This window comes from Sphingobium sp. HWE2-09, from assembly GCF_035989265.1.
Classification (GTDB): Bacteria; Pseudomonadota; Alphaproteobacteria; order Sphingomonadales; family Sphingomonadaceae; genus Sphingobium.
Genome location: NZ_JAYKZX010000003.1, coordinates 2,233,860 through 2,246,151, shown reverse-complemented (window position 1 = coordinate 2,246,151; position 12,292 = coordinate 2,233,860). Strand labels below are relative to the sequence as shown.

Here is a 12,292-nt window from a genome sequence, read left to right as displayed (position 1 = left end):
ATGAGCTTTCCCTGGGCTGAGCAATATACCCCGAAAAATCCGGTGATGGTGTGGATCGACGAGAAGCTGCCGCTTCCGCGTCTCGCCTATAACGCCGTGGGCGCGGGTTACCCTGTGCCGCGCAACCTCAACTATTTCTGGAACTTCGGTGTTCTGGCCGGCCTTGCGCTGATGATCCAGATCGTCACCGGCGTGATCATGGCGATGCACTATGGCGCCAATGATCTGGTCGCCTTCGGCACCGTCGAACAGACGATGCGCGATGTGAATGCGGGCTGGTTGATGCGCTACGCGCACGCCAATGGCGCCAGCTTCTTCTTCATCGTCGTCTATCTCCACATTTTCCGCGGCCTCTATTTCGGGTCGTACAAGGCGCCGCGCGAAATGGTGTGGCTGCTCGGCCTCGTCATCTTCCTGCTGATGATGGCGACCGCCTTCATGGGCTATGTCCTGCCCTGGGGGCAGATGTCCTATTGGGGCGCCAAGGTCATCACCGGCCTGTTCGGCGCGATCCCTGTCGTGGGCGAACCGATCCAGACCTGGCTGCTGGGCGGCTTTGCGCCCGGCAACGCTTCGCTGAACCGATTCTTCTCGCTGCACTTCCTGCTGCCCTTCGTGATTGCCGGTGTCATCATCCTGCACATCTGGGCGCTGCATATCCCGGGTTCCTCGAACCCGACCGGCGTGGAAGTGAAGGGGCCGCAGGACACTGTGCCCTTCCACCCCTATTATACCGCCAAGGACGGCTTCGGCGCGGGCGTCTTCCTGATCGCCTTCTCGATCCTGCTGTTCTTCGCGCCCAACTTCCTGGGTCACCCGGATAATTATATCGAAGCGAACCCGCTTTCGACGCCTGCGCATATCGTGCCCGAATGGTATTTCTGGCCCTTCTACGCGATCCTGCGCGCCTTCACGGTGGACTTCTTCTTCGTCCCCGCCAAGCTGCTGGGCGTGCTGGCGATGTTCGCGTCGATCCTGCTGCTCTTCTTCCTGCCCTGGCTCGACACCTCGCCGGTGCGGTCGGGCAAATATCGGCCGACCTTCAACAAGTTCTTCTGGATCCTGGTGATCGACGTGCTGATCCTGGGCTGGCTGGGCGGTGCGCCTGCGGAAGAACCCTATGTGATGATGAGCCAGGTCGCGGCGGCCTATTATTTCGCCCACTTCCTGATCATCCTTCCGCTGATCTCGCGCTTTGAAAAGCCGCTTCCGTTGCCCGGCTCGATCACCGAAGCGGTGCTGGCGAAATATGGCAAGACCGACGGCACAACCGTCGCGGTCCCGGCCGAATAAGGGGTAGATAAGACCATGGTTCGCATTGGCGCATTCCTCGTCGGCCTCTTCTTTGCAGGCTGGCTGCTCATTTCCTTCCTGGTCGGCGCGGTGGCCTACGTCACCGATCCGCCGGCCAAGACGGTGGAGCATGAGTTCCACAAGCCGGTAAAGCATGTGTCCTTCTCGTTCGACGGACCGCTCGGCAAATATGACCAGGCGCAGCTGCAGCGCGGCTTCCAGGTGTTCAAGGAAGTCTGTTCGGCCTGCCACAGCCTGAAGTTCGTCGCGTTCCGCGATCTCGCGGCGCTGGGCTATAACGAAGCCGAAGTGAAGGCGATCGCCAAGCAGTGGGCGATCAAGACCCCGTCGGTCGATCCCGCCACCGGCGAAGCCTCGTCGCGTGAACCGGTTCCGGCCGATCACTTCCCCAAGCCCTTCGCGAACAATGTCGCGGCGGCGGCGGCGAACAACAATGCGATCCCGCCAGACCTGTCGCTGATGACCAAGGCCCGCCATCATGGCAGCGCCTATGTCTATTCGCTGCTGACCGGCTTCCAGGCGCAACCCGCCGAACTGCTCAAGGAGTTCCCGGACGCCAAGACGCCTGAAGGGCTGCACTATAACCCCTACTTCCCCAACCTGAACCTGGCCATGGCGCCGCCGCTGACGGCCGAAGGCCAGGTGACCTATGGCGACGGCACCAAGCCGACCGTGGACCAGATGGCGAAGGACGTGTCGGCCTTCCTGACCTGGACGGCCGAACCGAAGCTGGAAAATCGCCGCCGTGCTGGCCTTGCGACCATCCTCTTCCTGCTGATCGCCACGGGCCTGGCCTATATGTCCTATCAGAATATCTGGGCGGACAAGAAAAAGGCGGCCTGACGGTCCGGCGCTGCAAGGCGAAACGAATAAGGGCGCGGTTTCTTGAGGAAGCCGCGCCCTTTCTCTATGGAGCAAGCCCATGAGCATCGACAGCCTGACCGCCCTCATTCGCACCATCCCGGATTTCCCCAAGCCCGGCATCCAGTTTCGCGACGTGACGACGCTGCTGGCGGACGGCCTCGGCCTTCGCGAACTGATCGATCGGCTGAGCGCCGTCGCCCGGCCGCTGGACCCGGACCTGATCGTCGGGATCGAGGCGCGGGGCTTCATCCTGGGCGCGGCCTTGGCGGTGGCGCTGGGCAAAGGCTTCGTGCCCGTCCGCAAGAAGGGCAAGCTGCCCGGCAAGACGGTCGGCATCGACTATGTACTGGAATATGGCACCGACCGGCTGGAACTGCATGAAGGGCAGGTGCCGCAGGGCGCGCGCGTCATCCTGGTGGACGATCTGATCGCCACCGGCGGCACCGCGCTCGCCGCTGCGCAGCTGTTGCGCGAACAGGGCGCGAGCGTGCTGATGGCGCTGTTTGCCGTCGACCTGCCCGACCTGGGCGGCAAAGCGGCGCTGGAGGCCGACGGCATTGCATCGCAGGCGCTGATCGCGTTCGAGGGCGACTGAGCAAGCATCGGGCATGAAGGCTAGATATCGACCAGTCCCGCGCTTCGCCCTGGCGCTGGCGTTGCTCGCGTCAGGCTGTGCGACGCCGCTGCCCCGGCAGGCGATGCGCTGCGAAGACGCGCCGTCACCAGCCCTTATGTCCGCCGCCGATGGGCAGAGCGTCACCACGACCTTGTCGGTGCTGACCTATAATATCGAAGGATTGGGCTGGCCCGCCCGCTCCGGACGCGGGGCGTCGCTTCGTGCCATCGGCGATCGGCTGGCCGCGCTACGCGCCAAGGGCCAGGCGCCCGACATCATATTATTCCAGGAAATGTTCAGCGGCGCGGCCAAGAAGGCGGTCGCCGCCACCGGCTATCCCGCGATCGTGACCGGCCCTGGCCGCACCACGCCTGCGCGCGGCGTGACCAAGGCAACACTACCCGGCCGGTCGCATATCAAGCGCGGCGAGATCGGCGTCCACCTCACCAGCAGTGGTCTAGCCATCGCGTCGCGTTATCCGATCGTCCATGTCGATAGGCACGCTTATGGTCGCCGCTCCTGCGCCGGGATCGACTGCCTTGCCAACAAGGGCGTCGTGCTGGCGCGGATCGCCATTCCCGGCGTGCCCACGCCGATCGATATATACGACACCCATATGAACAGCCGCGGCGCCTCGCGCGCGCCCGACCACCGCAATCTGGCCGCGCATGATCGCCAGTCGCTCGAAGCCTCGGCCTTTATCGACCGCACGCATGACGACGCCTATCCGCTGATTTTCGGCGGTGACTTCAATATGCGCCATTCCGAATCGCGCTGGGAGAATTTCTCGCGCTACCAGTCGCTCGATCTGGTCCATCACGTCTGCGCGGACGCGGCTTCAGGCTGCGATGTGCGCATGAGCTGGGATGGGGACGCACCGTGGATGGATACGCAGGATCTGCAATTTTTCTGGTCGGGCGATCAGGTGACGGTGCGCCCGATCCGGGTCGAGGCGATGTTCGACGGTGGCCCCAGCGGTCCGCGACTGTCCGACCATGACGGCTTCCTGGTCACCTACCGGCTGTCGTGGCCCCGTAAAGCGATGACGCAAGGCGGCTGCTGAACGTCAGGGCAGGCTTTCCAGCGCCTCTGGCAGCATGTCCACGGCAGCCGCCAGCCTTTCGTCCAGCACGCCCAGCAATTCCGTCCAGCCATGGATGTGATCCAACTCGCCCGGCCCGTCCGATATGCCGCGCAGGCCCATCAACGGCACGTCGAACCGCGCGCAGGCCCGCGCCACCGCAAATGTCTCCATATCGACCATGTCGGCATCGATCGCGGCATAATCGTCGCCGCCCACAATATTCGCGCCCGTAGACAGTCGCGCCGTGGGCAGGGGGAGGGGCGTGAACAGAGGCAGATCGACAGGATGGTCGATGAACGGCGTCACCCCCTTGGTGAAGCCCAATCGCGACGCATCCATGTCGCGCCAGGATACGCTCGCCACCTGGAATATCTCGCCCAGCGGACAGCGGCGCGATCCCGCCGATCCCAGCGATACGACCAGGTCCGGCAACGCGCCTGCGCGATCCATGTCGTGCAAGGTCATCCCGGTCGTTAGCGCGGCCTCGATCGGGCCGACGCCGGTCATCAAGGGGGTGAAGCGGGCGCGCAGATGCGGACCATATTCCGCACCCACCGCCATGACGAACAGAACGCGCTTTGATCCGATGATGGTGTTCAGCATGCCCCGTCTTTACGCCATGATGTCGATGCTTTTGTGAAAGCGCGGCGACGTCTGTCTGTCCAGCGGAAAGCATTGCGCCATCGCTATTTTGCGGCATGAACGGGATTGGCAATCATGATCCGCACTGCTGGAAAAGCGCCGCCTCTGGGCTTTGGGTCCGGCAATATCAGCAGGATGGACGACAACAGCAACCCGTTCATCGCCTGCGCGTGCTAAAAGGCATGGAGAGGATGGTGGGCGATGACGGGCTCGAACCGCCGACATTCTCGGTGTAAACGAGACGCTCTACCAACTGAGCTAATCGCCCCCTTTGCAGGAGAGCGCCTCTCTACGGGAAAAAGCGCGTCGGTCAAGTCCGTGGATGCGATCAACTGCTCAGCAGGCGGCGGCTGGCGCCGAACCAGCGTGTCAGCGCGTCGGTGGTGTCCTGCGCCAGGGCAATGAAGACGCGGCGACCGTCATGCGGATCGGCCTGACGCTCCACCATCCCCTTGTCGGTCAGCGTGCGAATCCAGCGCAGCGCCGTGGTCGGGGGCACGGCGGCGGCGATGCAGAGGCTGGATACCGACACCCGTTCATGATCCAGCCGCGCGGCGAGCAGGTCCAGCATCATGTCCCAGGCCGGATCGGCGAACAGGTCGCCGGGCAGGAAGTCCGCGCGGATGCGCCGGGCGCGCAGCAGGTCGCGCACCTGCGCGGCGGTGACGGTCGGCGCGGCTTTCTCCGCCATGGGCGTCGGCACGGTCATCGGGGCGATGGCGGGCATGCCGATATAGTCGCTGGGCCGGTCGGAAATACGCGGGCCAAGGTCGAAGCTGGGCGTCGCCAGCCGGGTTCGTTCGGTCAACGCGTCCAGCGTACGGGCGAGGCGGCCGACCTCCTCGCTCAATTGCTGGAGGCGCACGCCTTCCCGGTCGACCTCATGCACGCCTGCGACGGGGCGATGCTCGCCCGCCGCTACCAGCGCGGCGGCCAGTTCGGTGCGGTCCGGGTCGCACAGCAAATGACTGTGCGGGCTGCGCAGGCAGGCAAAGGCCAGTTCGACCGTTTCCCAACCGGCGACCAGAATCACCGCCATGCCGGTCTGGATCGCCTGGGTTTCGACCTGCACCAGCAATCGTTCCAGCATTGGCGTCATGCTAGGGCAAAAGAGCAGCACCGTGTCGCACTGCGCTTGGAGATCAAGCCGGTCCGGGGCGTCGGCCAGCGTGGTTGCGCCCAGCAGCCGGAAGCCGGCAGCGTCGGTCACCGGTTCCAGATCGAACATATCCATCCGGTCGGCGATCACCAGCAGGCTGGCACGCTCATCGCGCGGCGCCAGCGGTGCGGCATGGCCCGCCAGGGGCTGGCCGGTCAGCGGTTGGGCGTAGGGAAAATCGTCCATCATGATCCGAATCCTGTTCTACCTTCGTTCCTGAGAATAAAGCAAGAACGGATCGTTTCAGCCCCGTAAATAAGCCGTTATGAAGAGGGTTTGGATGTAGCCATCCATTCTGCCGCCATTGCGCCCGTTTAAACCCTGCTATCCATCCGGTTTGCCGCCATTTTGACGCCGGAATGATGGCAATTTCCTATTCATTTAGGAGAGGATGAATCTTCCTCCATAACGGAGTCATTTGTCACACCGCCGTCGCGCGGGCGAAATCAATGTAGAGCGCGCGCAATCGCGTAGCCACCGGCCCAGGCCTGCCGTCGCCGATCGGATGCCCGTCGATGCGCACGACCGACAGGCACAGGGTGGAAGCGCTGGTGATGAAGGCTTCCTTCGCGGCCAGCGCTTCATCGACGGTGAAGGGACGGCGGATGACCGCCAGGCCGCTTTCCTCCGCCAGCGCGGTCAGCGCCGCGCCGGTGCATCCGGCCAGCACCGCCTGGCTATAGGGGCGAGTGACGATGCCTTCGTCGGTGACGATGAAGGCGGTGGAGGATGCGCCTTCGGTGACGAAGCCGTCCTCGACCATCCAGGCTTCCTGTGCGCCCGCGTCCCTGGCGGCCTGTTTCGCCATCGCCTGGGCGAGCAGGCCGACGCTCTTGATGTCGCGCCGCGCCCAGCGTAGATCGGGCATCGTCGCCACGGCGATGCCGGTCTTGACGGCGGGTACGTCCAGGAACGGTTTGTCCTGGACGAACATGAAGACAGTCGGTTGCAGGTCGGCGGGCGGGATGAAGTCGCGTGTGCTGTCCGCGCCGCGCGTGATCTGGAGATAGACCAGCCCTTCGTTGAGGTGGTTGCAGGCGATCAATTGCTTCTGCGCCGCCTCGATCTCCGCCGGGTCAAGCGGCAGGGCAATGCCGATCGCGGCGGTGGAGCGTTGCAACCGGGCGAGATGGCTGGCGCTGTCGACCAGCTTGCCGTCGATCACCGCCGCGACTTCGTAAATGCCATCCCCGAACAAGAAGCCGCGGTCGAGTGGCGATATGCGGGCGTCTTCGAGCGGCAGGAAGCGACCGTTCAGATAGGCGATGGCGGTTGAGGGGGACATGGGAGCGGGTGCGATCCTTATCGGGTGGGGCTGGCCATCGCTTTTGCCGGACGAGTCTGCGGGGTCAAGGATGGGAAGGTCGCGGCCGGGTCACGCATCGAAGTTCACACCGTTGCAGAGGTTTTGCGGGGCAGATGGATAGCGAATGGGGCGGAAAACCGTGGGGATGGCGAGCGCAAGGTCCCGGCCAAGCCACGCCGACGTATCGGGGGCGCGTCACCTGGGTCACACCCATGCGCCGGTGACGCGCCATGTAGGTCATGGGGTTCGGCATGGGGCGGACGGCGGGGCGCTGCTGCATCCCATAGGGTAGATCAGAGAAAATCCTACATTGGAAGTATTGGTTTAAGGGGCGGGAGCAGACCATTCCAAGACAATAACTCAATTGGCCTTCTTGCCGCAAAACCGTCGAACCCATTGCCTGTAGAAAACGAATATGAGCGTCGTCACCGGGATCGCACCGAAGATCGATAACGGTGCGAGAATTTGCATGAAAAGGCTTGGAGGTGGGCAACCGGCTGGTTCTAGCGAGCACGCAGGTTCTACCGGAGCCGGGAATATCCCGAGAACCAGCAAAAAATAGAGCATCCAAAATACGAGAGCCATCCCGGCAAAGACCAGATAAAGGCAATAGCGGAAGACGATCTGCATACTACAATCATCTGAGCCAATCTGGCTGGCGTCAATGTCCGCTGTACGGGGCGTCTGTCCCGTAACCGGACCTTCCGCCACCCACCCAAACCAGCCGCCGACTGTCGTCGCTTGGCGCGCGGCCAACGCAGCCTTGATCCCTACGCCGCCTTCCCCTTCAACGCTTTCTGCCGCCGCCGTTGGACCGACGAGCCGATCCCCAGCGCCTCGCGATATTTGGCGACGGTGCGGCGGGCTATGTCCATGCCTTTGGCGCGGAGCAGGTCGACCAGCGTGTCGTCGGACAGGATCGCCTGCGGGTCTTCAGCGCCGATCAGCGCCTTGATGTGGCTCTTGACCGCTTCGGCCGAAACGGAGCCGCCGTCGCTGCCGGAGGATGCGACTCCGCTGGTGAAGAAATATTTGAGTTCGTAGAGGCCACGCGGGCAGGACAGATATTTGTTGGAGGTCACGCGGCTGACGGTCGATTCATGCATGCCGATCGTGTCGGCAACGGCCCGGAGCGTCAGCGGCTTCAAATGCGCAACACCCTGCTGGAAAAAGGCTTCCTGCGTGCGCACGATCTCGCTCGCCACTTTGATGATCGTCTTTTGCCGCTGGTCCAGCGCCTTCACCAGCCAGTTGGCGCTAGCGAGGCAGTCGGCCAGCCAGGCCTTGGCGCTCTTGTCCTGCGGGCCGCTGGCGAGTTCGACATAGTAGCTGCGGTTGATGAGGACGCGGGGCAGGGTGGCGCTGTTGATTTCGATCGCCCAGCCGTCATGGGTCGGGCGCACGAACAGGTCGGGCGTCACCGCGGCGACGCGATCGTCGGCAAAGCGCAGGCCCGGCTTGGGATCGTAACCGCGCAGTTCGGCGATCATGTCGGCCATATCCTCCTCATCCACGCCGCAGATGCGGCGCAACTGGGGCAGTGCGCCCTTGGCAAGCAGGTCTAGATTGGCGAGCAGCCGGGCCATGCAGGGATCATAGCGGTCGGCCTCCTTGGCCTGCAGCGCTAGGCATTCGGACAGAGTGCGCGCGCCGACGCCGGTGGGGTCGAATTTGTGGATGACGCCCAGCACCCGTTCGACGTCGAACAGCGGAACGCCCAGGCCGTGCGCGGTCTGGAGCAGGTTCGCCTCCAGATAGCCCGCCTCGCTGATCTGGCCGATCAACTGGGTGGCGATGAACAGGTCCATGCCCGAGAGAGCGGCGCGGGCCTGCCCCATCAGATGTTCCTGCAAGCCGATGTCGGGCGCGGCGAAACTGTCAAAATCGGGCGCATCTTCAGCATAGCTGCCAGACAGCGCGTCCATGCCGCCGCCGCCCGCGCCATGAGCATCAGCCATCCGGTCGCCGGGGCCGTCATCGATGAAGCTGTCCGCGCCATGATCGACGTCGAGCGGGCTGTCCGCGGCGCCCAGCCCCTGCGCGATGAGGTCGTCGCTGGCGCCGGTTTCGGCCGACAGAGTGGGGGTGTCCACGGCGCGATCGACGTCGTCGGGAGCGGGGGTCGCGTCGTCGCCGCCGCCCGATTCGAGTAGCGGGTTCTTTTCCAGCTCACCCGCGACGAAGGCTTCGACCTCCAGATTGGACAGCGCCAGCAGCTTGATCGCCTGCTGCAACTGCGGCGTCATGACCAGCGACTGGCTCTGGCGAATGTCCAGGCGTGGGCCGAGCGCCATTATCGCGCTCCCCGATCACAAAGGAGAGTGCGCCCTGTCCTCATGTCAAAGCTGGAAATTCTCGCCCAGATAGAGGCGGCGGACGTCGGCATTGGCGACCAGTTCGGTGGGGTTGCCCGCGAACAGCACCTGGCCGTCATAGATGATGCAGGCGCGATCGACGATTTCCAGCGTTTCGCGCACATTATGGTCGGTGATGAGGACGCCGATGCCGCGCGTCTTCAAATCCTTCACCAGGTCGCGAATGTCGGCGATCGACAGCGGATCGATGCCCGCGAACGGTTCGTCCAGCAGCACGATCGACGGGTTGGCGGCCAGCGCGCGCGCGATTTCGCAGCGGCGGCGCTCGCCGCCCGACAGCGCCATCGCCGCCGAATTGCGCAGGCGCGCCAGGCCGAATTCGTCGAGCAACTGCTCCAGCCGGGCGTCGCGCGCCGACTTGTCCGGCTCCGCCAGTTCCAGCACCGCGCCGATATTCTGCGCCACGGTCATGCCGCGAAAGATCGACGTTTCCTGTGGGAGATAGCCCAGGCCAAGGATTGCGCGGCGGTACATGGGCAGGTTGGTGATGTCCTGCCCATCCAGCACGATGCGGCCATGGTCGGGGCGCACCAGGCCCATGACCGAATAGAAGCAGGTCGTCTTGCCCGCGCCATTGGGGCCGAGCAGGCCGACGACTTCTCCCTTGCCCACGGTCAGCGACACGTCCGACAGGACGACGCGCTTGTCATAGCTTTTGGCGATCGAGATGACCGACAGGCCGTCGCTTACTTCCTGCGGGATTTGCGGGCGTTGCGCCGTCCGGTCCGGGGTCATCACGTCGTCCATGCGTCTTGTCCTTGCAGCCGTTTTACCAAGCACCCCTTCAACGTCGGAACGCACACGGCAGTTGGCAAGCTTTGTGCATGGGATTGGCGTCGGGGCAAGGGGAAAATGGCGATGCGAGCCGACCGGTCGGCGGGCTCCACTAGCTGTCCCAGTCGGTCAACGCTGGTCCCAGCGCCGTTTCCAGCGGTCCCAGCCAGTGGGCGAAGCGCCGCCAATGGTCGATCCCGTTGGTGAAGATCGGCTGGCGCACCTGTTCGCTGCTGGCGGTGCGCACCGCGCGTTTGTTGGCCCAGAAGGCGAGGCAGGCGTCTTCGAACGGCAGGCTCAGATAATCAAGCAGGCGGGCGACTTGCCCCGGCGTGTCGGCGACCATCCGTTCGTAGAGGATGCGATGGACATGGCCGGGCGCGGCGGCATCGAAGGCGGCCATCAATTCCACATAGTCACGATAATAAAGGCCGATATCGGTCAGGTCGTAGCTGAACGCCTGGCCCCGCGCGAAATGCTGTTTCCAGGCCGAATAGCCGCAGGCTATCGGATGGCGGCGGGCGTCGATGATGCGGGCGTTGGGCAGGATCAGGCGGATCAGGCCGACATGCTGCCAATTATTGGGCATCTTGTCGATGAAATGAGGCTTGCCGGTCTGGCGGTGGACGCGGGTGCGGTCGATATATTCCTCCCCCAGTCGCTGCCGGTCGGCGGGGGTGAGCGCCGCGATCATCGTGGCGAAATCGGGATAGTCGCCATCGTCCACGCGCGATTGCAGGCGTGCCGCGATCATCATCATCTCGGGCAGTTCCATCGTGCCTTCGACCATGCTGTGGCTGGAGAGGATTTGTTCGACCAGCGTCGATCCCGCACGGGGCAGACCGACGATGAAGATCGGGTCGGGGGCGGGGCAGCCGCCGATGCCTTGGTCGGTGAGGAAGGTGCCGGTGAAGGTGTCGCGCGCGGCCGCGACTTCGGCGGAAAATTCGGCGGCGTCGTGACGGATCATCGTGCGGCGCAGGCGGTTGCCCTGATCGTAGTGGCGGAAGGCGGCTTCGTCCTTGCCCGCATCCTCCAGCGCCTTGCCCAGCGAGAAATGGAGGTGGAAGACATCCTCCTGCCGGGTCGTGGCGTCCGGGGCGAGGGTGGCGAGCGCGCGATCCATCGTTGCGATATCGGCGGCGTCCAGCTTCACGGTCTTGAGGTTGGCGAGGCTCCACCAGGCTTCGCCCATGGTCGGTTGATGCGCGACGGCCTGGCGATAGGCGTGGACGGCGTCGGCCTGTCGCCCCAGCGTCTTGAGCGCATGGCCCAGATTCTGCCAGACCTGCGGCTGGTCGGGCTTGAGCGCGAGCAGGCTTTCGTAGATCGCGCGCGCGCCATCCTGATCGCCCAGCCGCACCAAGACGGAAGCGCGAATGAGGTCGTAGCCCGGATGCTTCACCGGCGAGGTGGCGAGGATGTCGGCATGGGCCAGCGCGTCGGTGAGGCGGTTATTCTGGAGCAGCAGCCTAATGAGGAAGTCGCGCGCCAAGTCGAAGCCGGGGGCAGCCGCCACCGCCCGTTCGACCAGCGCCAGCGCTGCGGCCATGTCGCCGCGCCGCCACTGGATTTCGCCAGCCATGCGGATGGCAGGGGGATCGTCGCGTGCGCTCAGCCGTGCCTGCGCCCCATCGAGGTCGCCGTCCCGCATCGCCATCGCCGCTTCGAGCAGGGCGCGGTCGCGGGAGGCTGCGTGCACGCCCGACAGGTCGGCGCGCCAGGCGTCCTGATGCCGAGCGACCTTGCGCAATTGCGTCGCGAGCAGGAACCAGCCTGCGGCCAGGACGGGCTGTTGGCGCAGCAGGGTTTCCAGCGCTGCGATGGCCTGGGCATGATCGTCCCGCTCGATCGCGGCCTGCGCCACGTTCCACAAGGGGGCGGACGCGCGCATGGTCGGGCTGGCGGCGGTCGAAACAGGGGTCATTTTCCGTCCTATTTCCTTTCGGCCTTGCAGCATGACGGCGATTTTGCGGCGGCGCAACAATCTGTTGCGGTGCCAGCAACTAAGCTGTTGACTCCTGCCTTCGTTACCGCATTATCAAAGCTGGACAAGCGTCATGGAATGCGAATGTCCAAGGGGTAGTTCTATCATTATCGACGGCGCGCGGTGGCGCGGCTGGTCTGGAAACGAGGCGGTTTCCGGTCACGCGGTCAT

11 protein-coding genes and 1 tRNA gene are annotated in these 12,292 nt (G+C 64.3%); 4 read left to right on the top strand and 8 right to left on the bottom strand.

The genetic code is table 11. The annotated features are described in order from the left end of the window. The 4 genes from U5A89_RS16320 (at position 1) to U5A89_RS16305 (ending at position 3,857) form a co-directional block, all read left to right on the top strand. A complete protein-coding gene (locus U5A89_RS16320; RefSeq protein WP_338162108.1) occupies positions 1–1,293 on the top strand; it encodes a cytochrome b in 1,293 nt (430 codons plus the stop codon). Positions 1,294–1,308: 15 nt separating this feature from the next. Further along, on the top strand, positions 1,309–2,157 hold the full coding sequence (locus tag U5A89_RS16315) for a cytochrome c1 (protein WP_338162107.1): 849 nt from the start codon (positions 1,309–1,311) through the stop codon (positions 2,155–2,157). Positions 2,158–2,236: 79 nt separating this feature from the next. Continuing rightward, positions 2,237–2,773, top strand: coding sequence for an adenine phosphoribosyltransferase (locus U5A89_RS16310; RefSeq protein WP_338162106.1), 537 nt, complete (start codon positions 2,237–2,239; stop codon positions 2,771–2,773). A gap of 13 nt (positions 2,774–2,786) precedes the next feature. Beyond that, positions 2,787–3,857, top strand: a complete 1,071-nt coding sequence (locus U5A89_RS16305; RefSeq protein WP_338162105.1) for an endonuclease/exonuclease/phosphatase family protein — start codon at positions 2,787–2,789, stop codon at positions 3,855–3,857. 3 nt (positions 3,858–3,860) lie between these two features. Here U5A89_RS16305 and U5A89_RS16300 read toward each other — a convergent pair whose 3' ends face one another. The 8 genes from U5A89_RS16300 to U5A89_RS16265 all read right to left on the bottom strand — a co-directional run bounded on the left by U5A89_RS16300 (position 3,861) and on the right by U5A89_RS16265 (position 12,061). Continuing rightward, entirely contained in the window at positions 3,861–4,481 is a 621-nt protein-coding gene (locus U5A89_RS16300; protein ID WP_338162104.1) for a 5'-methylthioadenosine/S-adenosylhomocysteine nucleosidase, read from the bottom strand. Positions 4,482–4,712: 231 nt separating this feature from the next. Continuing rightward, positions 4,713–4,788: transfer RNA gene (locus U5A89_RS16295), tRNA-Val, on the bottom strand. Between the two features lie 60 nt (positions 4,789–4,848). Then, on the bottom strand, positions 4,849–5,865 hold the full coding sequence (locus U5A89_RS16290) for a MarR family transcriptional regulator (RefSeq protein ID WP_445190706.1): 1,017 nt from the start codon (positions 5,863–5,865) through the stop codon (positions 4,849–4,851). Positions 5,866–6,100: 235 nt separating this feature from the next. Next, the gene (locus tag U5A89_RS16285; protein ID WP_338162102.1) at positions 6,101–6,964 is read right to left on the bottom strand and encodes a D-amino-acid transaminase; all 864 of its coding nucleotides are present in this window, start codon (positions 6,962–6,964) and stop codon (positions 6,101–6,103) included. 381 nt (positions 6,965–7,345) lie between these two features. Continuing rightward, positions 7,346–7,615, bottom strand: coding sequence for a hypothetical protein (locus tag U5A89_RS16280; protein ID WP_338162101.1), 270 nt, complete (start codon positions 7,613–7,615; stop codon positions 7,346–7,348). A 140-nt stretch (positions 7,616–7,755) separates the two neighbouring features. Then, a complete protein-coding gene (gene rpoN / locus U5A89_RS16275) occupies positions 7,756–9,279 on the bottom strand; it encodes an RNA polymerase factor sigma-54 (protein WP_338162100.1) in 1,524 nt (507 codons plus the stop codon). A 45-nt stretch (positions 9,280–9,324) separates the two neighbouring features. After that, positions 9,325–10,107 carry an LPS export ABC transporter ATP-binding protein gene (lptB, locus tag U5A89_RS16270; protein ID WP_338162099.1) on the bottom strand — a complete coding sequence of 261 codons (783 nt, stop codon included), beginning with the start codon at positions 10,105–10,107 and terminating at the stop codon, positions 9,325–9,327. A 139-nt stretch (positions 10,108–10,246) separates the two neighbouring features. After that, entirely contained in the window at positions 10,247–12,061 is a 1,815-nt protein-coding gene (locus tag U5A89_RS16265; RefSeq protein ID WP_338162098.1) for a tetratricopeptide repeat-containing sulfotransferase family protein, read from the bottom strand. Positions 12,062–12,292: the final 231 nt, after the last annotated feature.